The 19,174-nt window shown below is 67.9% G+C and carries 21 protein-coding genes and 1 tRNA gene; 18 read left to right on the plus strand and 4 right to left on the minus strand.

Annotation, left to right across the window (positions count from 1 at the left end; genetic code table 11):
* Positions 1–410: 410 nt before the first annotated feature.
* From EV374_RS22500 to EV374_RS22510, 3 genes are read left to right on the plus strand one after another with little or no spacing between them, the layout of a single operon-like run.
* Positions 411–1,973, plus strand: coding sequence for a replication initiator (locus tag EV374_RS22500; RefSeq protein ID WP_132238503.1), 1,563 nt, complete (start codon positions 411–413; stop codon positions 1,971–1,973).
* The gene (locus tag EV374_RS22505; RefSeq protein ID WP_132238505.1) at positions 1,970–2,167 is read left to right on the plus strand and encodes an excisionase family DNA-binding protein; all 198 of its coding nucleotides are present in this window, start codon (positions 1,970–1,972) and stop codon (positions 2,165–2,167) included. The genes EV374_RS22500 and EV374_RS22505 overlap by 4 nt, the downstream gene beginning before the upstream one ends.
* A complete protein-coding gene (locus EV374_RS22510) occupies positions 2,167–3,384 on the plus strand; it encodes a site-specific integrase (RefSeq protein WP_132238507.1) in 1,218 nt (405 codons plus the stop codon). The genes EV374_RS22505 and EV374_RS22510 overlap by 1 nt, the downstream gene beginning before the upstream one ends.
* Before the next feature lie 332 nt (positions 3,385–3,716).
* Here EV374_RS22510 and EV374_RS22515 read toward each other — a convergent pair whose 3' ends face one another.
* On the minus strand, positions 3,717–4,826 hold the full coding sequence (locus EV374_RS22515; RefSeq protein WP_207914462.1) for a phospholipase D family protein: 1,110 nt from the start codon (positions 4,824–4,826) through the stop codon (positions 3,717–3,719).
* Between the two features lie 257 nt (positions 4,827–5,083).
* Between EV374_RS22515 and EV374_RS22520 the strand changes: the two genes are divergently transcribed.
* On the plus strand, positions 5,084–6,712 hold the full coding sequence (locus EV374_RS22520; RefSeq protein WP_132238511.1) for a class I SAM-dependent methyltransferase: 1,629 nt from the start codon (positions 5,084–5,086) through the stop codon (positions 6,710–6,712).
* A gap of 1,284 nt (positions 6,713–7,996) precedes the next feature.
* On the opposite strand, the gene EV374_RS22525 is transcribed toward EV374_RS22520, so the two are convergent.
* On the minus strand, positions 7,997–8,362 hold the full coding sequence (locus tag EV374_RS22525; RefSeq protein WP_132238513.1) for a hypothetical protein: 366 nt from the start codon (positions 8,360–8,362) through the stop codon (positions 7,997–7,999).
* 134 nt (positions 8,363–8,496) lie between these two features.
* On the opposite strand from EV374_RS22525, the gene EV374_RS22530 reads away from it, so the two are divergent.
* The 12 genes from EV374_RS22530 to EV374_RS22585 all read left to right on the plus strand — a co-directional run bounded on the left by EV374_RS22530 (position 8,497) and on the right by EV374_RS22585 (position 16,574).
* Positions 8,497–8,826, plus strand: coding sequence for a transcriptional regulator (locus tag EV374_RS22530; protein WP_486485897.1), 330 nt, complete (start codon positions 8,497–8,499; stop codon positions 8,824–8,826).
* Positions 8,826–9,041 carry a hypothetical protein gene (locus tag EV374_RS22535; protein WP_132238517.1) on the plus strand — a complete coding sequence of 72 codons (216 nt, stop codon included), beginning with the start codon at positions 8,826–8,828 and terminating at the stop codon, positions 9,039–9,041. Before EV374_RS22530 ends, EV374_RS22535 begins: the two co-directional genes overlap by 1 nt.
* A gap of 134 nt (positions 9,042–9,175) precedes the next feature.
* Entirely contained in the window at positions 9,176–10,840 is a 1,665-nt protein-coding gene (locus EV374_RS22540) for an FtsK/SpoIIIE domain-containing protein (RefSeq protein WP_486485898.1), read from the plus strand.
* Positions 10,837–11,136 carry a spread protein gene (locus EV374_RS22545; protein WP_132238521.1) on the plus strand — a complete coding sequence of 100 codons (300 nt, stop codon included), beginning with the start codon at positions 10,837–10,839 and terminating at the stop codon, positions 11,134–11,136. Before EV374_RS22540 ends, EV374_RS22545 begins: the two co-directional genes overlap by 4 nt.
* A 36-nt stretch (positions 11,137–11,172) precedes the next feature.
* On the plus strand, positions 11,173–11,358 hold the full coding sequence (locus EV374_RS22550; RefSeq protein ID WP_132238523.1) for a hypothetical protein: 186 nt from the start codon (positions 11,173–11,175) through the stop codon (positions 11,356–11,358).
* Entirely contained in the window at positions 11,355–11,609 is a 255-nt protein-coding gene (locus EV374_RS22555) for a hypothetical protein (protein ID WP_132238525.1), read from the plus strand. The genes EV374_RS22550 and EV374_RS22555 overlap by 4 nt, the downstream gene beginning before the upstream one ends.
* A complete protein-coding gene (locus EV374_RS33555; RefSeq protein ID WP_486485899.1) occupies positions 11,606–12,148 on the plus strand; it encodes a hypothetical protein in 543 nt (180 codons plus the stop codon). Before EV374_RS22555 ends, EV374_RS33555 begins: the two co-directional genes overlap by 4 nt.
* On the plus strand, positions 12,148–12,801 hold the full coding sequence (locus tag EV374_RS22565) for a hypothetical protein (protein WP_132238527.1): 654 nt from the start codon (positions 12,148–12,150) through the stop codon (positions 12,799–12,801). The genes EV374_RS33555 and EV374_RS22565 overlap by 1 nt, the downstream gene beginning before the upstream one ends.
* Positions 12,798–13,235, plus strand: coding sequence for a hypothetical protein (locus EV374_RS22570; protein WP_132238529.1), 438 nt, complete (start codon positions 12,798–12,800; stop codon positions 13,233–13,235). Before EV374_RS22565 ends, EV374_RS22570 begins: the two co-directional genes overlap by 4 nt.
* 224 nt (positions 13,236–13,459) lie before the next feature.
* A complete protein-coding gene (locus EV374_RS22575; protein WP_132238531.1) occupies positions 13,460–15,199 on the plus strand; it encodes a replication initiator in 1,740 nt (579 codons plus the stop codon).
* Entirely contained in the window at positions 15,199–15,486 is a 288-nt protein-coding gene (locus EV374_RS22580) for a helix-turn-helix domain-containing protein (protein ID WP_207914464.1), read from the plus strand. The genes EV374_RS22575 and EV374_RS22580 overlap by 1 nt, the downstream gene beginning before the upstream one ends.
* Positions 15,486–16,574 (plus strand): site-specific integrase, encoded by a 1,089-nt coding sequence (locus EV374_RS22585; protein ID WP_132238533.1) that lies wholly within the window; start codon positions 15,486–15,488, stop codon positions 16,572–16,574. Before EV374_RS22580 ends, EV374_RS22585 begins: the two co-directional genes overlap by 1 nt.
* Before the next feature lie 59 nt (positions 16,575–16,633).
* On the opposite strand, the gene EV374_RS22590 is transcribed toward EV374_RS22585, so the two are convergent.
* Positions 16,634–16,710: transfer RNA gene (locus EV374_RS22590), tRNA-Pro, on the minus strand.
* A gap of 294 nt (positions 16,711–17,004) precedes the next feature.
* On the minus strand, positions 17,005–17,898 hold the full coding sequence (locus EV374_RS22595; protein ID WP_132238535.1) for a metallophosphoesterase: 894 nt from the start codon (positions 17,896–17,898) through the stop codon (positions 17,005–17,007).
* A gap of 25 nt (positions 17,899–17,923) precedes the next feature.
* Here EV374_RS22595 and EV374_RS22600 point away from each other — a divergent pair, with 25 nt between their 5' ends.
* Together EV374_RS22600 and EV374_RS22605 are read left to right on the plus strand one after the other, a co-directional pair.
* Positions 17,924–18,379: a GatB/YqeY domain-containing protein gene (locus EV374_RS22600; RefSeq protein WP_132238537.1), complete on the plus strand. Its 456-nt coding sequence runs from the start codon at positions 17,924–17,926 to the stop codon at positions 18,377–18,379.
* 387 nt (positions 18,380–18,766) lie between these two features.
* On the plus strand, positions 18,767–19,057 hold the full coding sequence (locus EV374_RS22605) for a peptidoglycan-binding domain-containing protein (protein ID WP_132238539.1): 291 nt from the start codon (positions 18,767–18,769) through the stop codon (positions 19,055–19,057).
* Positions 19,058–19,174: the final 117 nt, after the last annotated feature.

Here is a 19,174-nt window from a genome sequence, read left to right on the forward strand (position 1 = left end):
TCGGAATTGCCGAGCGGCCTTCCTGCCGCTGATGCGAGTCACGTCCCGCCGGCTCTCCATCGCACCGGCCGTTGTGCCGGTCCCGGAATCCGCTAAGCGGTCCAGCACGGCCTTTCCTGCCGTCCACGGTGGCCCGGATTCGCGTACCTCGACGGGTGGGGACTGCCTGCGGCAACTCTCCGGAAGCCGACGACCAGGCACCCCACCCGTCCCGGCATCACATTTACGTTCCGCAAACCGGAACGACCTACCCCAACGGCGGTCAGTGGCTCGGCCACACATCCGCCCTCCGGCGTTAGCCGCCCTCCCCAGGCGGTGCCAGGAGACACCACGAACACCACCGACGGATACCGCTCCGGCGTCCGGTGGCAGTTCGTCCGCTGTCCCTGCCACCGCCCGAGGAGAGATCCGTGTCTGCCCTGCTCACCCTGCACCGCCCTGGCCTCGCCGACGGCCGTAAAGCTCAAGCCCTGCACCGTGCCGCCACGCCGGACTTCTTCGGCTGGCTGGAGCACACCCGCGCCGCTGGTGGCTGCGCCCGCCCGATCCGCCTGACCGGCGCACTCACCGCCGTCGAGACCGGCACCGGCCGCATCGTGGAACAGCGGCACACCGACGAGTTGCCCGACCGGACGCTGTACAAGGCATGCGGCAACCGCCGTGCCGCCCAGTGCCCCGACTGCGCCTGGGTCTACGCCGGCGACGCCTTCCAGGTCGTCCGCTGCGGCCTGACCGGTGGCAAGACCGTCCCCACCACCGTCGCCCGGCACCCGGTCGTCTTCGCCACCTTCACCGCACCGTCCTTCGGCCCGGTCCACCAACGGCACATCCCCCGCCACACCTGCGCCGACCGGCGGCGCTGTGACTGCCGACCGGCGCCCTGCCGCGCCCGCCGCACCGCGGGCACCTGCCCGCACGGGCATCCCGCGGCTTGCTTCGCCCGCCACGACGATGATGATCCGCAGCTCAGTCGGCCGCTGTGCCTGGACTGCTACGACCACGATCACCAGGTCGTCTGGAACGCCTTCTCCGGGGAGCTGTGGCGGCGCACCAAGCAGGCCATCGAACGCCACCTCACCGCCCTGTGCCGCCGACGCGGCATCGGTCACGTCCAGGTCGTCACCGACTCCGGCAAGGTCCGCCGGGTGCCGCCGGTGCGGGTGTCGCACGGGAAGGTCGCCGAGATGCAGCGCCGGGGCGCGGTGCACTTCCACGTCCTGCTGCGCCTCGACGGCGTCGACCCCCACGACCGGCACGCCCTGGTCCCGCCACCGGCCGGCATCACCGCCGACGACCTTGACGCCGCCGTCCAAGCCGCCGCCCGGCAGATCACCGTCACCACCCCGCCGCACGCTGACCGGCCGCACGGCTGGCCGATCGCCTGGGGTGAACAGGTTGACGTTCGCCGCATCGGCACCGGCGACGGAGACGTGACCGACGGGAAGGTGGCCGCCTACCTGGCCAAGTACGCCACCAAGTCCACCGAGGCCACCGGTCACTGCTCCACCCGGCTCACGCCAGACACCGTCAACGCCTACGCCGACCCGGAAGGCGACCACCTCGCCCGGCTCATCGACGCCTGCTGGCGACTCGGCCGCCCCACCCACGACCACACCAGCCGCACCGCCGCCCAGCCGGGCGACCGTCAAGGCGACCTTGACAGCAAACCGAACCCCTACGCCGGGTTGCGCCGCTGGGCGCACATGCTCGGCTACGGCGGCCACTTTCTCACCAAGGCCCGCCGCTACTCGGTCACCTTTGGCCTGCTCCGCGACACCCGCGCCACCTACCGCCGCACCGAAGACGACACCGCCGACACCATCACCGTGGGCACCCTGGCCTTCGTCGGCTCCGGCTGGCTGACCAACGGTGACGCCCTGCTTGCCAACACCGCCGCCGCCCAACACCGGGAACGCAGCCGCGTCGGTCGGGAAGAACTCGCCCACGAGGCGTGGTCGGGGGTGGCGGCATGACCAGAAACCTCACCCCGCGCTGGTACTCACCCGCCGAGGTCGCCGTCCTGCTCGGCTTCGGCCTGTCCAAGGCCAAGATGAAGATCGCCACCGGTGAGCTGCGCTCCATCAAGGACGGCAAGTACCGCCGCATCCTCCCCGAGTGGGTCGACGAGTACGTCCGCGATCAGGTCGAGCGGCAGGAGGCGGCCTGATGCCCGCACGCGCACGCGCCAACGGCGAAGGCTCGATCTTCCCGTACCGCAACGGCTTCGCCGCCTACGTCTGGGTCACCAGGCCCGACGGCAAGCGCACCCGCAAGTACGTCTACGGACAGACCCGCGAAGCCGTCCACGACAAGTGGATCAAACTGCACCAGCAGGCCAAGGCCGGGCCGGTCGCCACCCGCGTGCCCACTCTCGGCGACTACCTGACGTACTGGCACCGGGAGGTGGTGCGGCCCAATCTCGCGCCGCTGACCTGCGCCACGTACGAGACGATCCTTCGGCTGTACGTGATCCCCGGCCTCGGTGGGAAGCGGCTCGACCGCCTCCAGGTGCGCGACGTGCAGACTTGGATCAACGAGGTGGCCCGCACCTGCCAATGCTGTGCCCAGGGCAAGGACGCCCGCCGCCCGGAACTCAGGCGGCGATGCTGCGCGCTCGGGCGGTGCTGCGGTGGCACGCCGTCCGCCCGCACCGTCAAGGACATCCGGGGCGTACTGCGCTCGGCGCTCAACCACGCCGCGACCGAGGAACTGGTCACCCGCAACGCCGCCGCCCTGGTCAAGCTTCCACCCGTCCGCCGCCGCAGGGACAGGGCGTGGACCAGCGACGAGGCGCGTCGCTTCCTGGAGTCCGCGCGGGCCCACTGCGATCCGCTGTACGCCGCGTACGTGCTGATCCTGGTCCTCGGCCTGCGCAAGGGCGAGGTGCTCGGCCTCACCGAGGACGCTGTTGACCTGGCGGCGGGGGAGCTGTCGGTCGGCTGGCAGTTGCAGCGGGTCGGCGGCCAACTGCTGCACCGCGAGACCAAGACGCAGACCTCGGACGCCACGCTCCCGCTGCCGGACATCTGCGCGGCGGCACTCGGCCTTCGCCAGCAGGCGAGGAAGAACGATCGCGACCAGGCGGGCATCGCCTGGCAGGGCTCCCGGCTGCTGTTCACCACCCGCTACGGAACGCCGGTCGAGCCGCGCAACTTCAACCGCTCCTGGGACGCCCGCTGCGCCCGCGCCGGGGTCCGGAAGATCACCGTGCACGACGCCCGGCGTACCTGCGCGACCCTGCTCGTCGACCTGGACGTGCACCCGCGCGTCATCATGCAGGTGCTGCGGCACGCGGAGGTCTCGGTGACGATGGAGATCTACTCGCAGGCGTCCTCGGACGCCACCCGCGACGCCCTCAAGCGCCTGGGGGAGAGCCTGCGATAGGCCGCTGCTGTACTTGACTGCTGTACGAATGCATCAGGGGCCACTCTCATCGATGGAGAGTGGCCCCTGACCTCGGTCGGGGTGGCCGGATTCGAACCGACGACCTCTTCGTCCCGAACGCCGACACGGCGCACCATCGGTTGTCAGCCGTTGCCGTCTGCTGCTGCTGCGTGACCTTCATGCCGGGCAGCGCTGGACGTCGTCAGCGGCTGGCGGCCGTTTCGCTGCCCTTGTGCTGCCTCTGCCGTGCAAGGATTAACGCCCTCGTCGGCTGGTGTCGGCTACTGCGCTGCCTATGGGCCGCCGTCGTTGGCTGCTCCCCACATTGGCTTCTAGCTTGTCTGCACGTCGTCTAGGAATTCGCCGAAAGGCTCCATGGACAGAATGAGGCGATGGATGCCAGTGTCAGTCACTTCCAAGGTGATGTAGTCGCCGACATGGTTGTTCTCACGCAGGTAGCGTCCCATGTATTCATTCCAATGAAGCCATGTTGGAGTGTTGTTCTGGTCGGCTACGCGGAATTCCGCGTAGTCAACCTTCATCTCTTGGATGCTGTCGAAGCGGCCGTTGATATGTACATGGAAAGGAACAAGAGATTCCTCCATGGTCCCGCGAGCCTTCATGCTAGATGCCCAATGGCGGTCTGCGAAGTATACGTGCCGAAAATAGACTTTCTGGTCGATGGGATGACGCGCCTGACCAAGCTTAAGGTGGTTGGTTGGATTACTATTAGCCGTCTTCATTTGCTGCGCGTCCGAAAAGCTGAGCTTCTTAAACCACCTGCGTACGACAACGCCATCCGACTCAAGGTCAGGGATAGGTGTTCCTTCGTCACGACTGGCGCTGCGCTCACGCGCCGACGCTGTCCGAGCTAGCGGGTCGGGCCGCTTACCTCGTCTCGACTCCCGAAAAAGGTTACTGGTCCCCTCTGGCGATCCGGACGCCGCTGGCTGGGTTTCTTTGATCGAACCGCGCGCAGCTTTTGCATCCTCATCGCCGACCTCGTACAGGTCCGACAGCAAGATCGCGGAAAGCAGTTGTTCATCAAGGGCTGCACATGAGTCCTCGTCAACCACCAAAGACTCAAACCACGCTAGTATTTCCTCGTGAAGCGAACGGTCTTGCTCTTCCTGCAAATTTAGCGACAACCACACACCGAACTCGTAATTCCAGTAGACGCCGCCGGCAGTCAAATTATTCGAGCCGACAAACACCTCCGCACGGCTCTCGCCCTCTGCGAGGTAGAGCTTAGGATGGAAGGTTCTTCTGGGGTCATGGAAAACGAACGCCTCGTCGGACAGTTCTCGAATGAGTTCGAGACCTTGCTGAGTAGCCCCGCCTTCGCTAATCCCAACGATGGCCATGACGGTGCCACCATGGCTCTTGAAGTCTCGGAGTGCGCTTTCAATTCTTACAAGACCGCTGCGCTTTGCCCACGCCACCGAGATTCGGAGCCTAGTAAGGTCCGGCTCGGCGCAAACCTCTCGGAAGAAGTCATGGAGGCTCAAGGCTTCCCTAAACGGCTGCCCTACCGTACGTACCCGCATGAGCGTGAAGGGTGGCGTAAGACCCGAGTTGGGCGCAAGCCCCACAAGCAAGTGAGCGTGTGGTCGACAGAGGGTCGGACTCGACCCCTAGACTGGCCACCAGCCCGTCCACTGCACTGCCCAGGGGAGCACGAGTGAAGCTAGCTAGCCAGGTGACCCCCGAGAAGTTGCGTGGTGGGTTCTACTCACCGGACGACCTCGTCACGGTGTGCCTTGATCGAGTCACTCAGCTCCTCAAGGACACTACAGAAGTCCGCGTGCTTGAGCCAAGCGCGGGTGATGGTGCCTTCATCCGAGGTCTCTCCAGGCATCCTGTCGGGTCGATCATCACGCACATGTCTGCGGTCGAGATCCTTGACTCGGAGGCCGTCCTGTGCGAATCAGCCGCTAGGGTGGCGCCCTTTCCTGTTGACGTTCACCACGCAAGCTTTTTGAGCGACACAGTGGATATGCTGCCTACCTACGACGCTGCCGTTGGCAATCCGCCATTTGTGCGATTTCAATTCGTTGACGCGGTGGAGCGGCGGCGTGCGGAACACTTGGCTGAGAGGCTCGGCATTGCACTAAAGGGAGTTTCTAATCTCTGGATTCCCATTCTTCTTAGGGCTCTGGCCTGCCTGCGAGACAATGGAGCCTTCGCCTTCATTGTTCCTGCAGAGTTCCTAACGGGGATCTCGGCATCGGTAGTTCGACGCTGGATACTCTCGAATACCACTCAATTGCAAATCGACCTGTTTCCGCCGGGTGCCTTTCCGGACGTGCTGCAAGAAGTCGTCGTTCTGAGCGGTCTGCGGAGCTTCGCGGAGCGGCAGAATGATCCGATTTCCGTGACAGATCATCACGGCTCGACCAGAACGTGGAGTCATCACGGCAATCCAAGCGAGCACACTTGGACAAGGCTCCTTCTTACGCCGGGGCAAGTTTCTGCATTGGAAGAAGCATCGAACTTGCCCGGCTGTCTTCCTCTCGGTCAGGTGGCTCGCTTTACCGTGGCGACTGTCACTGGAGCGAACGAATTTTTCTCTGTCGACGCAGATACGATCGAGCAATACGACCTCAAGCGGTGGACGAAGCCGCTTCTGCCGCGTATCCGAAACGCTCCAGGCCTAGTATTCACGCAGGACGACTACCAGGTAGTAGTCGAGTCGGGGGCGAAGGGCTCTCTTCTTGATTTCTCTGAGCGCACCCCTGATCCAACACGATATGCCGGGGCAGGAAAATACATCTCTCTCGGCGAATCGGACCGTCTGCACGAGCGATACAAGTGCAGAATCAGGGATCCGTGGTATCGGGTGCCAGTCGTCCGCCCTGCGGAACTGCTCCTCTCGAAGCGATCACACTTTTATCCCCGGGTGGTTATGAATGAAGTGGGCGCCATAACGACAGACACAATCTATCAGGGCAAACTGCTTGAACCCTTCTCAACTTGCGGCGCGGCATTGACGGCCTCCTTCCATAACTCGCTTACGCTTTTGAGCGCTGAAATCGAAGGACGCAGCTTCGGCGGCGGGGTCCTCGAGCTGGTCCCGAGCGAGGTAGCCCGGGTTCGGGTATTTGTGGCTGACGAGTTGGCCCAGGACCTCGGCAAGCTTGACGCCATCTCACGGTCCTCGGACCCACAGAAGGATGAAGCCCTCGTGGAAGAGACAGACCGTCGCTTGGCGAAATCCACGGAAGGGCTTACCGACTCCTTGCTGGCATCGCTTGCCGATGCCCGACTCACGTTGCAGCGGCGCCGGATCGATCGGAACCGTGCGGCAAGCGGCGGAGCTCAGGAATGAGCCGGCTGTGGGCAGGGGAAGCGTTGTGACGCGCGGTGCTACGAGCGGTCAAGGGGTCGCTGGGCTGAGTACGAGAGCCCATACTTGGAGAGACTTCGGCCGCCCGCGATCGGAGACGATTGTGACCCCGGTAGGCGCCTGGGAGGTCCAGTGACCACGCAAGAGACCGCAAGACGCAGAAGGCTAGCGATCCATGCAACATACCGCGGTGTCCGGACCGACGCTGTGTTCGAGATGGACACCGCCACGGTGAAGATCAAAAACGGCCCGCTCGCAGGTCAGACTTTCAAGTCGCCAAGCGGGGCCGGCACCGCCGTTGTCCATGCTCAAAACCCGTACGTGCATGGGGATCGGAATGGCTGGAGGTTCTGGACTATCACTGCTAACGGTGAGCCATTAGCAACTGTTCGTCAACGGGAACGGCGTAAGCCGTCGTCAGAACCCCCTGCGTAGCTGCTGCTTCGGACCCTCACAGGCACGGACTTGGATGCCATCCCGTCTGCCGCCGACCCACACACCGTGGAGCGGGCCAGGGCCAGGGTGACAAGGTGGAGCGCCCTACCGGACGTACGACCTTGTCGCCCTGGCCCTGGTCTGCTCGGCTTGCCTGGGTCGGTGGCTGGCGGGATGGCATCCCACCCCAACCACCCACGACCGCAACCGTTCGGCAACTCCATCCTGGAGTCGTTGCGCCCCCGCCGGAGGCAGCTCTAACCCCAACCCCGCCCCCACCCTTCCGCCCCCTCCTACCTCCACCCCTTCCCCACCTCGGCCCCGTGAGCGGCCTGACGAATTCCGTTCGGCAACTCGACCGGCCGACCGTCGACCGGTCCGCGGTGAGACGTCACCCGGGCTGGAAGCCACGGAAGGTAGAGCTGTCGGATGGTCCCGGTCAGTCCCGGGACTCGTCACCGGGTCCCTTCACGGACCCAGGGGTGACGCGCGGGGCGGGGCGTGGTTTGCGGGCCGGCTGACTTTCCGCCCCGGCGCCGTAGGCGGCCGGGGCGGCGGCTCCGTAGGAGCCGGTTGCCGCGCCCCGGCCCGCGCCGCGCGGAGCGCCTTGATCTCTAGTACAGGCCAATTCGGCAACAGATCACAGGCAGCTCCGAGCCGACCAAGGCCAACACGACACCACCCACCGCCCCGCACTTCCACCCACAGCGACCTGACACCGCCGCCCGGACCGCACAGGGCTGCCCTGGGCGAGCAAACCCGCACCGCAATCCCCGGCAGCTCGGCCGGACAAGTCAACGCCTGCAACACCTGAGACCAATACTCCGGCCGTCAGGCCCCTCCCCCGTCCCCTCTCCGCCCTTCCTCCTCGCATCCGAATCCGATGATCGCTGCGGCCTTGTCGTCGTGCCGCTTGCTGCGTGGCCACTGCCGGCACTCGCGGTCGCGTTCTTCGGCCTCGTGCACCGCGTCGACGAGTGTCTGAGGGTTCTCCAAGGCGAGGGAGAAGGCGGACGGCCAGTCCGGCGGGATGCCGTACCGGTCGATTCCGGCTGAGACTCCGTCCGTGACGGCGAGGATTGCTCGCAGCTCCTGTCGGTGCCAGCGATACGCGTAGGCGTTCCACGCGGCGGTTGGGTCGGCTTCCGCTATCCAGTAGCCGCCCGGCTGGTTACGTCGGCTGCGCTCGGCAGCCACCAATGACCGCCACAGTTCGTGGTGCTGCTCGGCAGTAGCGACTCGGAGGCGTTCGCGCTGATGCCGTGCCGCGTCCCGTAACCGGTCGTCGCGTACCTCGTGCACGTTCCCATCGGTCGCACGGCGCGGTGTTCGTGCCGGACTCGATCGCGGAGGCGCAGGACTTCAACGAGGCGACTCGGCAGCGGACGCCGGCGAAGGACAAGGTGACCGGTGAGCGGGTGTGGCAGTGCCGGGTGATGGACATGGACCCGGAGTTGGGCTCGCGCTCGCGTGAGGTGTCGATCAAGATCCTGTCGAACGTGCAGCCGGTGTCGCCGGTGGGTCCGTTCCAGCAGGTGGAGTTCGAGAACCTGACCGTGACTCCGTACGTCGGCTCCAACGGCCGGCTGGCGTACTCGTTCCGGGCGACGGGGATGGTGGCGCCGAAGACCCTGGCGGAGACGCGCGGGAAGGCCGCCTGATGTTCGGCCGGAAGAAGCGCGATGCGCAGCCGGTGCGCAAGGACCGCGTGATGCGCCTGATCACCCTCGGGATGCGGGAGACCGACGCTGCCGACAGGGACATTGACGGCCCGGAGTTCGACCAGGCCAAGGGTGCGTTCGAGGCGGCGCTTCGTGAGTCGACCTGGGCGGAACGTCAGGCGGCGATCGACGCGCTCAGGAGGCACGGCTACTAGATGTGGCGCGGGGCGGCCCATGCCCTAGGAAAGCCGGCCGCCCCGCTGCCCCTCTCAACCCTCTCGGCCTGGAAGGGCAGGTTCATCATGCCAACTTCTCTGGACTGGCACACCACGTCGAAGGCGGTGGCGTGATGCGCGCTCCGCTGGTCAACTTCCGTCGCCTCCAGGTCGCCGCGCCGTGGCCCCTGGTCTGGACGGTCACGTTCTTCATCCTCCTCGCTCGCCTCGTCGTGCTGGTGGTGCGTGCTGCTGTTGCGGTGGTGCGGCATTGGCGGGCCTGGCCGGCTGTCGCCCTGGTTCTGCTCGCCGTCGACGTGCACCGCTCGCACGGCTGGTGGTCTCACCTCCTGGTCCTCATCGTCGTCGCCGGCTCGGCTGGCCTCTGGTGGTGGCGGTGGCGGGAGTCCTTCGAACGCCTGGTGGTGCTGCGGGGGCTGTCGTGGTGGCGTCGGCTGTGGGTGTATCGGCGTCAGTGGCACGAGGTCATGTCGCTGTGTGGGCTGGTGAAGAAGTACGACGGTGGCGAGAAGCTGCCCGAGCTGCTGTCGGTGCGCTGCTCGTATGCCACGGATGAGGTCGTGGTGCGGATGCCTCGGGGGCAGAACCCGGAGGCGTACCACAAGGCGGCGCGGGATCTGGCGTACTCGTTTGGTACCCGGCACTGCCGGGTCTTCTCCGGCCGCCGCCAGGCACCCCCGACCCGCTCAGGTCGACTGGCTTGGCTACTCCGCAGGGTCGACGCGATCCGGTTCCGTGACCGACCTCGGCACGTGTGGATGGTGCTGATCCGCCGCGACCCGCTCACCCGCATCGTCAAGCCCCTGCCGGTGCCGGCACGCCCGGACTTCACCGCCCTACCCCTCGGCCTACGCGAAGACCTGGCCGTGTACTGCCTGCGCCTACTCGCCACGCACGTACTCATCGGCGGGGCAACGCGGATGGGCAAGGGCTCGGTCATCTGGTCCCTGCTCCGCGCTCTCGCTGCCGGTATCCGCTCGGGGCTGGTGCGGGTGTGGGCCATCGACCCGAAGGGCGGCATGGAGCTGTCGATCGGTCGGCCGCTGTTCTCCCGCTACGTCGATGACGACTGGACCCGCATGGCCGACATGCTCGATGAGGCCGTAACCCGGATGCGGGCGCGTCAACGGGTGCTGCGGGGCAAGGTGCGGGTGCACACCCCGACGGTCGATGAGCCGCTGATCGTCATCGTCATCGACGAGATCGCCGCTCTGCTGGCGTTCCTGCCTGACAGCGACATCCGCCAGCGCATCACCCAAGCCCTGGGCCTGCTGCTCACCCAGGGCGCCGGGTTGGGCGTGTTGGTCGTCGCTGCCACCCAGGATCCCCGCAAGGAAGTCGTCTCCGTCCGGGACTTCTTCCCTACCCGTATCGCCCTGGGCGTGACCGAACGCGGCCACGTCGACCTGCTCCTTGGCGACGGAGCTCGGGATCGGGGAGCACTGGCCGATCAGATCCCGCTGTCGGCGAAGGGTGTCGCGTACGTCCTGCTTGACGGGCAGCCGGAACCGGCTCGGGTCCGCTTCTCGTACATCTCCGATGACGTGATCCGGGAGATGGCCGCGACCTTCCCCGCACCTGCCGAGGTCCAACCCGAACCGGTCGACACCCCCGTCCCGGCTCCGGCTGCGGTCAAGGCGGCCCGGTCGAACGGCAACGGCAATGGCCGGCACACCTACCGGCCCACCCCGCCGAAGCAGGCTGCGCCGCTGCTGCCGCCGTCGCTGCTGCACGCCCTGGACCTCGACGCCACCCCGAACGGAGGCGACCCCCGATGACCGAGCTGCCTGAGAGCACGCCCGCCCGGATGCCCTACGCCGACCAACCCGACGACCAGGAGCCGCGACGCTTCTACCGGCTGCGCGCTCCCCACGTCGACAAGGCCTCGGTGCCGGTCACCGTCCGCGTCACCCCCGGCGCTGACCTCTACGTGGCTGTTGGTGCCGGCCGGCGCCGCATGTACCTGACGCCGTCGGAGGCGTGGGCGCTGTGGCGCTGCCTCTCGGAAGCGGTGGCGTCGACGGGTGAGCCGCCGGAGTGGATCCGCGTGCACGTCACTCCCACCCACCGCTGACCTTCCCCCGCACGTCCCGAAACGAGGAGTCCTGTGATGGCTGCCCGTCGCCTCACCCTGCGCCCGATCCGCCGTACCTGCCTCGACCTCCACCACACCGACCCCGACCAGGAATGCCCCTACTGCACCGACACGCACGCCGACGCGATCCTCGACGCCGCTCTCGCCCGGCACGTCGAGATCGCCGCCGAAGATGCCGAAGCCTGGGGATGGGCCGCATGACCGCCCGGCGCCTGCACCCGTTCGGCCAGTCCGTCGCCGTCTTCGCCGTCACCTCCGCCGGCCTGCTGCACCTGGTCATCAACCCCGAGGACTGCTCCCTCTGCCGCCAGCGCGGCGAGGTGCAGATCTGGAACCCCGAGATCCGCGACCCCCTCACCCACGAACGCACCCCACCCGCACACCGCATGTGGAAGATCCCCTGCCCCGTCTGCCGACCCGCCGACTTCGCCACCTGGGAGGCCCCGCAATGAGCTACCAACTCTGGTCCTGGCTGCTCATGACCGTCGGCGTCACCGGCCTCTACCTCGCCGGCAAACGCTCGTGGACTGGCCGGGCTGTCGGCCTCGCCGGGCAGGTGCTGTGGCTGGCGTACTCGCTCGTGACTGAGCAGTGGGGCTTCCTGGCCTCCTGCTTCGTCTACGGCGCCGTCTACATCCGCAACCTGCGCGCCTGGCTCCGCCCGGTCCCTGCCCCCATGACGGTCGACAAGGCTGCCGACAATCCCTCGCCGACCGTTGCCCCTGCCCGGGTCGACCGGCCGCCAGTGGTCCGGGAGTCGCCGCTGCGGGAGCACTCGGGGCCAGTGCGCTGCCTCACCTCGTACTGCACCCGGCCGGCAACCCACTGGCACGACGGCGCCCCCCGGTGCGAACCCTGCGCCTGGAACGCCATCGAGGAAGAGGGCCGCAACGGCTTCAACCCGGTCCCCGGCTCGTCGGCGGACTTCGCCGCCTACTACCTGCACCGCGACATGAACCCCGCCCCGCGCGTCACGGGGGAGGTCCGCTGATGCGCCGCTTCTTCAACTCCGACCGCTTGGAAGGCGTCGCCCTGGTCGTGATCCTCCTCGCCGTCGGCGGCATGGCGGGCGCCGCGTCGTTCACCCACGTCAAGGACTGGACGATGATCCACGCCCCCGCCGGAAGCCATGAGTGGTTCGGCTGGTCCAACGCCGTCATCTCCGAACTCACCCCCGCCGCCGCCCTGCTGGTCATCCGCCGCCGACGCCGTCTCGACCCGAACGCCTCGGTGTTCTACCCGCTGTCGATCCTCGTCGGCGCGGTCGCCCTGTCCCTGGCCGCGCAGATCGCCGTGGCCAACGACAGCTTCTCGTCTCGGCTGCTGTCCTCGGTGCCGGCGCTGGCGTTCCTCGCCCTGTCCAAGCTCGTCCTCACCGCCCCCGCCGCTCGCCCGGCTCGGAAGTCGGCCCCAGCGAAGCCCAAGCCCGAACCGGTGCCGGTGGCCGTCGAGGAACCCGCCGACCTGGAACCGGTCGACCTGCCCACCGACCCCGCACCCGTATACGTCCCGCCAGCACCGGTCACTGCGCCGACCCCGCTGACTCCGCCTCCGGCTCCGCCTCCGGTCCGCTCCGCGCTCATCTCGTCCGTCGTCCAGGCCCCCCGCAACGGCCAGGTCTTCGCCTCGGAGGTCGTCCGATGACCCGCACCCAACTCGCCCGCCGCAACCTCGCCCACCCCACCGTCATCGCCCGCCGCGTCGTCGGCACCCCCGCCGAAGTCGCCGCCACCGTCGCCCTCGTCCGCGACTCCGGCCGCCTCGTCTCCATGACCAAGCCCCGCCAGATGTCCGGCGACCCGCGCGTCACCGTCACCGTCCGGTTCCTCGACAACAACAGCCCCGCCCCCGCTCCGGTCCGCCGGCTACGCCGAGGACACGTCGCCGCCGCCGTCGCCGTCCCCGCCGTGGGCGCTCTCGCCGCTGCCGGCTACCTCGCCGCGCAGCTCGTCGACGCCGTCCGCTCCGCGGTGCCGCTCATCGCGGGCGTCGTCCTGGTCCTCATCGTCATCGCCCTACTGCTGCGGGGCTCCGGTCGCTGCTGCCCCGGACTGCACTGCCCCGGCTGCGACCACTGACCCCCGATGACTGCTGGTTGGCCCACCTACTGCGCGCGCTGCCGTAGGTGGGCCACCGCCCTCATCGAATCCGGCCGACCCGGCACCGGCCACTACCGCGCCGAGACCGCCTGCCACCGCCATGAGCAAGCGGCCCACCGCTGGGCCGGCCGCCTCGGTCCGACCCGCTCCACCCCGATCGGTGACCCCCAACCCGCCCTGTTCGAGCTACCGGAGGTGACCCGTTGACCGCCCCGACCCTGCCCGGCCTCACCCCCGCCCCCACCGAACCGACCCCGGCCGCGGCTGCCCCGCCGGCGCCTGGCTCCCGTGCTGCCCGACTCGCCCTGCCCATGTCCCGTCAGGTGTTGAAGGAGATGGCCGCTGAGTACGGCGTGTGCCTGCGTCCGGTCACCCTGCGCCGCACCGACCTGCACACCGGTCAGACCGAAGTCATCGACCTGCCCTGCGGCAGCACCCGCGAAGACAAGTGCTCCCCGTGCGCGAAGCGTGCCCGCCGACTGCGCCAGACCCAAATCCGCGAGGGCTGGCACCGCACCGACGAACCCAACCCGACCGGCGCCAACCCCGCCACCGACGCCCAACGCGAACTTATCCTCCTGCGGGCACACCTGGAATTCGCCCGCGATGAGGCACAGCGCTCCGCCCAGTTCGACCAGGTACCCGGCATTGATGCCGCGATCGCGGAGGTAGAGGAAGCCATCGCCGCCGAAGGGATGCGCGGGCAGGTCGCCCCACCCCACGACGACGACTCCGACAGCAGCCGGCGCAAGCGGTCCACCAAACGGCGTCAGGACGCCCCCGACCTTCCCCGTAAGAAGATCGAACCGCGCACCGTCGGGAAGGTCTACACCGCCCCCGACGGCACCCAACACCAGCCGTCCATGTGGCTGTCGCTCACCCTCGACTCCTACGGCCGCGTCCTACCCGACGGCACACCCGCCGACCCCAGCTCGTACGACTACCGGCGCGCCGCCTGGGATGCGGTGCACTTCGCCCGGCTCCTGGACCGGTTCTGGCAGAACCTCAGGCGGTGCGTCGGCTGGAACGTCCAATACGCCGGCTGCGTCGAGCCCCAACGCCGGTTGGCGCCGCACGCACACTTCGCCATCCGCGGCACCATCCCCCGCGCCATGCTGCGCCAAGTCGCCGCCGCCACCTACCACCAAGTCTGGTGGCCCCCCGCCGACGAACTCGTCTACTCCCTCGATCAGCTGCCGGTGTGGGACAACGACGCCAACGCCTGGGTAGACCCCGACACCCGAGAGCCACTGACGACGTGGGCTGACGCCCTGGACCTGCTCGACGCCGACCCCGACGCGCAACCCGTGCACGTCGTCCGCTTCGGCCGCCAAGTCCACGCCGAAGGCGTCACCCCCGGCACAGTCCACGCCGAACGCACCATCGGTTACATCACCAAGTACATCACCAAGAGCGCCGCCGACTGCCACAAGACCGACACGGACCGGCAACGTGACCACCTCGACCGGCTCTGGCACCAACTCCGGGTCACCCCCTGTAACGAACGGTGCGCCAACTGGCTCCTCTACGGCATCCAACCCAAGAAGGCACACGGCCGCCTGCAAGCCGGACGCTGCAAAGGCAAAGTCCACCAACGCGCCACCCTCGGCATCGGCGGACGACGCATCCTCGTCTCCCGCGACTGGTCCGGAAAGACCCTCGCCGACCACCGCGCCGACGCCCGCGCCTGGGTCCGCAAACTCCTCGGCGTCAGCACCGGCGCCGACGACGCCGACTCCGTCCACCAGGACAACGCACCCGCCTACGCCTGGGAAATGGCACGCCCGGACGACCCCGACATCCCACCCCTGCAACACCGGCTCCTGCGCGCCCTCTCACAGCGAGCGCAGTGGAAAGCCGCACTCCTCGCCGCCAGAGACCGTGCCGCCACCACCGACACCAACACGCCGTCCATCCCGCCACCCGCTGAACCGGAGGAATGATGCAACGCTCCGTCGTCTCCCTCACCGACCGTCCCCGTCCCTCCACCACCGAACCCGACGCCCCCGGCCGCCTACTCCGCATGGCCGACAGCCGCGCCGTCTACTCCGTCCGCGAGGTCGCCCGGCTGCTCTCGTTCTCCCTCGGCAGCACCTACGCCTTGGTCCGCGGGGGTGAGATACCCGCCCGCAAGCTCGGCGGACGCTGGGTCATCCCGAAGAAGCGATTCCACGCCTGGCTCGATGAGTGCACTGTCGCGCCGACCGAGGACTCGGAAGGGTGGGCCTGATGGGCTTTGTCCGCAAGACTCCGGCTGGGCGCCACCGGGCGTGCTGGCGTGATCCGGCGGGCCAGCAGAAGTCGAAGACCTTCCGAACGAAGCGGGAGGCCAACGCGTTCTTGGCGGAGGTGGAGTCGGCCCTGAACCGGGGCACGTACGTCGCTCCAGACGCCGGCCGGCTCCGATTCGCGGAATACGGGGAGCGCTGGCTGAGTAACCGCAACGACGAGAAAGCTACCGTTGCTCGCGACTCGTCCATCATGCGTAACCACGTCCTGCCGCGGTGGGGCGCGGTACCGCTGGCGAAGATCGAGCACTCGGCCGTTCAGGAGTGGGTGACCCGGTTGGGAGAGCGGCTGTCGCCTGCCACCGTCCGTGAGTGCTACCGCCTCACCTCGGGCGTCATGGGCTCGGCTGTCCGAGATCGCCTCATCGGGTTCAACCCGTGCGAGGGAGTGCGTCTGCCACCGCGGCGACGGATGGACACCGACGAACTGGTCATCTCACGCTCGGAGCTGTTCGCCAAGCTGTTGCCTGCTGTCCCGGATCGATACCGCGCCCTGGTTGCCGTCGCCGCCGGTACCGGCCTGCGCTGGGGCGAATGCGCTGGGCTTCGCTGGGATGCCGTCGACCTGGAGGCGGCCGTTCTCCGGGTCGTGCGGGTAGCGGAGGAAGTTTCTGGGCACGTCACTCTGAAGCCGTACCCCAAGTCACGAGCTGGTCGCCGGACCGTGCCGCTGCCGCCGTTCGTCGTCCAGGCGCTGACCGGCCATCGGCAGTCCTTCGAGACGGGCGTGGAAGATCTGATCTTCGTTGCCCGGACCGGCGAACCGCTCAAGCGCGGCACGTTCCGGGCGCGCATCTGGAAGCCGTCGCTGCAACGGGCGGGTCTACCGCTCGGGCTGCGGTTCCACGATCTCCGGCACTCGTACGCGACATGGCTCGTTTCCGACGGTGTCCCGATCAACGACGTGGCGAAGGTGATGGGCCACGAGCAGACGTCGACCACCTTGGACCGCTACACGCACTCGACGCGTGATCGAGATCGCAGGGTGCTCGCGTCGTTTGCTGCCTTCTCGCTGCCTCCGGGAGAGTAGTGATCGCCGGAAACGAATCAAGGCCCCTCGCTGGAGGGGCCTTGACCTGCTCTTACCTCTGGTCGGGGTGGCCGGATTCGAACCGACGACCTCTTCGTCCCGAACGAAGCGCGCTACCAAGCTGCGCCACACCCCGAGGCGTGCCGACAAATAGTAGCCCACCCCCGTCGGTGGTCCAACTCGGTACCCCCACCGCCCTGCGGGTCCTCCCGGACCGTGCGGTACCTGCCGGGCGCCGACCCCACCTGGCGCCTGATGTTGTGAACGACTCAGCTCGACAGGGCGAACACAGCCAGGTCCCCCGGGGCGGTCCGATGCTCACCCTGCACGACTGCCCGCCGGCAGCCGGTTCCCGCCTCGCTCGCCAACCGGCCGAGCCGCCGAGCCGCCGGGCCGTAGGCGGCGGCCCGGCGGAAACCCGGGCGTACGGTCAGCGGGGGATCAGGGTCAGCACGCTCGCCTCCGGCGGGCAGGCGAACCGGACCGGCGCGGTCGGGTGGGTGCCGAGTCCGGCGGAGACGTGCAGCCACGAATCGGAGCCGGGCCAGCGGTGCAGGCCGCGTGCCATGGAGCGGGGCAGGCCGCAGTTGGTCACCAGCGCACCCACTCCGGGCACGCAGACCTGACCACCGTGGGTGTGCCCGGCGAGCATCAGTCCGAAGCCGTCGGCGGCCATCCGGTCGAGGACGGCCGGTTCGGGGGAGTGGGTGAGCGCGATCGACAGGTCGGCGGTGGGCGACACCGGCCCGGCGACCGAGTCGTAGTCGTCCCGTTCGACGTGCGGGTCGTCCACGCCGAGCAGCTCGACGACCCGGCCGCCGGCCTTCAGGGTGGTGCGGGCGTTGTTCAGGTCCGCCCAGCCGGCGCCGACGAAGACGTCCCGCAGCTCCTCGTGCGGCAGTTCGACGCCCTCGGTGTACTCCCGGTCGGGCAGGAAGTAGGTGAACGGGTTCTTCCAGACCGGCCCGGTGTAGTCGTTCGAACCGAAGACGAAGGCACCCGGGAAGTCGAGCAGCGGCTGGAGGGCGTGCAGCACGCCGGGCACGGCGCCGGGGTGCGCCATGTTGTCCCCGGTGACCACGACCAGGTCGGGGTCGAGCGCGGCCAGCGACGCCACCCAGCGCTGCTTACGCCCCTGGTCGGGCATCATGTGCAGGTCCGACAGGTGCAGGACCCGCAGGGGCTCCGCGTCGGCCGGCAGGACCGGCACGTCGTACCGCCGCAGGGTGAACATGTTGCGCTCGACGAGTGACGCGTAGGCCAGGGTCGCCGCGCCGAGCGCGGCGGTCCCGGTCGCGAGCCGGAATAGTGTGCGCTTTCGCATGCCGTTCAGGGTAGTTTCACCGACCATGAGCACGCTGAAGGACCGTCTGACCGCCGACATGCGCGCCGCCCTGAAGGCGCGCGACGAGCTGACCACCTCCACGCTGCGGATGGCGCTGGCCGCCGTCGGCACCGCCGAGGTCGCCGGCAAGGCCAAGCGCGAGCTCACCGACGACGAGGTGCTCGCGGTGCTGACCAAGGAGGCGAAGAAGCGCCGGGAGGCCGCCACCGCCTTCGGTGACGCCGGCCGCACCGAGCAGGCCACGAAGGAGATCGCCGAGGGCGAGGTGCTGGAGCGCTACCTGCCGAAGCAGCTCCCCGACGCCGAACTGACCGAGCTGGTCGCGGGGGCGCTCGCCGCGGGCGGCTTCACCGGAAAGTCGCAGATGGGCCCGGCCATGAAGGCGGCCCAGGCGGCGGTGGCCGGCCGGGCCGAGGGTGGTCGCGTCGCCGCCGAGGTACGCCGCCAGCTCGGCCTCTGACAGTTGGCTGCAGGTCGGGACCCGTAGTCGGTGACCTGCAAAAGCCTGCCAATTGTTCGGGTGGGAGGCCCATTTCCCGCCACGATGACGCAGAGTGCCTGCTGGTATCCATTGCGTGATGCCTGTTTCTGTGGGAGGGTATCCCCTGTCGGCGGGAAATGCGCAACGGGGGCGCAACCGAGCCGCTGACAATTGCGTTCCCGTTGCCTCATTGCATTTAGGAAGGGTTTCCTAGTGAGGCGAGTATTTGCTGCAGCTCTAGTCGCTGCCGGGACTCTGGGGACTGTGTTCGTAGCCCCTTCGGCGGCTTCGGCTGACATCGGCATTCAAGCGACGTGTAGCCGGACGGTACGAGTGGCGGGCGATAACCTGTGGAGTGCGGGCCCGGTGGCGTTGCCTTCCACCGGCAGCACTGCATCGAGCACCAGTTGCGGCATGGCGCAGGGCGCCAACAGCAGTGCTGTCCTGCTGCTTCAGCGCAGCCTGAAGTACTGCTACGGCAAGAACATCGCAACCGACCAAGACTTTGGTCCGGCAACTAAGTCCGCGCTGATCGCCGCACAGCAAACTGAGGGCATTACGGCGGATGGCGTGTACGGTCCGCAGACGCGTGATGCGCTCAGGTGGTACCTGGACGGTTACTGTGACGAGGCGGGACACCCGATTACGGTCGTCTAGTCGTACAACGCTGCACTGGCCTGGAAATCGTGTCGCGATGAAGGGAGGGTATCCCGCGAGGGATACCCTCCCTTCCGCTGCTGCAATTCGCGGCTGGTCAGAGCGCTGCTGGCTCCA

This window comes from Micromonospora sp. CNZ303 (genome assembly GCF_004345505.1).

Excerpts from the sequence above, each read along its gene's own strand:
- EV374_RS22505 (WP_132238505.1), top strand. The coding sequence starts at position 1,970 with ATGACCAGAAACCTCACCCCGCGCTGGTACTCACCCGCCGAGGTCGCC.
- EV374_RS22510 (WP_132238507.1), top strand. The coding sequence starts at position 2,167 with ATGCCCGCACGCGCACGCGCCAACGGCGAAGGCTCGATCTTCCCGTAC.
- EV374_RS22535 (WP_132238517.1), top strand. The coding sequence starts at position 8,826 with ATGTTCGGCCGGAAGAAGCGCGATGCGCAGCCGGTGCGCAAGGACCGC.
- EV374_RS22540 (WP_486485898.1), top strand. The coding sequence starts at position 9,176 with ATGCGCGCTCCGCTGGTCAACTTCCGTCGCCTCCAGGTCGCCGCGCCG.
- EV374_RS22545 (WP_132238521.1), top strand. The coding sequence starts at position 10,837 with ATGACCGAGCTGCCTGAGAGCACGCCCGCCCGGATGCCCTACGCCGAC.
- EV374_RS22550 (WP_132238523.1), top strand. The coding sequence starts at position 11,173 with ATGGCTGCCCGTCGCCTCACCCTGCGCCCGATCCGCCGTACCTGCCTC.
- EV374_RS22555 (WP_132238525.1), top strand. The coding sequence starts at position 11,355 with ATGACCGCCCGGCGCCTGCACCCGTTCGGCCAGTCCGTCGCCGTCTTC.
- EV374_RS33555 (WP_486485899.1), top strand. The coding sequence starts at position 11,606 with ATGAGCTACCAACTCTGGTCCTGGCTGCTCATGACCGTCGGCGTCACC.
- EV374_RS22565 (WP_132238527.1), top strand. The coding sequence starts at position 12,148 with ATGCGCCGCTTCTTCAACTCCGACCGCTTGGAAGGCGTCGCCCTGGTC.
- EV374_RS22570 (WP_132238529.1), top strand. The coding sequence starts at position 12,798 with ATGACCCGCACCCAACTCGCCCGCCGCAACCTCGCCCACCCCACCGTC.
- EV374_RS22580 (WP_207914464.1), top strand. The coding sequence starts at position 15,199 with ATGCAACGCTCCGTCGTCTCCCTCACCGACCGTCCCCGTCCCTCCACC.
- EV374_RS22585 (WP_132238533.1), top strand. The coding sequence starts at position 15,486 with ATGGGCTTTGTCCGCAAGACTCCGGCTGGGCGCCACCGGGCGTGCTGG.
- EV374_RS22595 (WP_132238535.1), bottom strand. The coding sequence starts at position 17,898 with ATGCGAAAGCGCACACTATTCCGGCTCGCGACCGGGACCGCCGCGCTC.
- EV374_RS22600 (WP_132238537.1), top strand. The coding sequence starts at position 17,924 with ATGAGCACGCTGAAGGACCGTCTGACCGCCGACATGCGCGCCGCCCTG.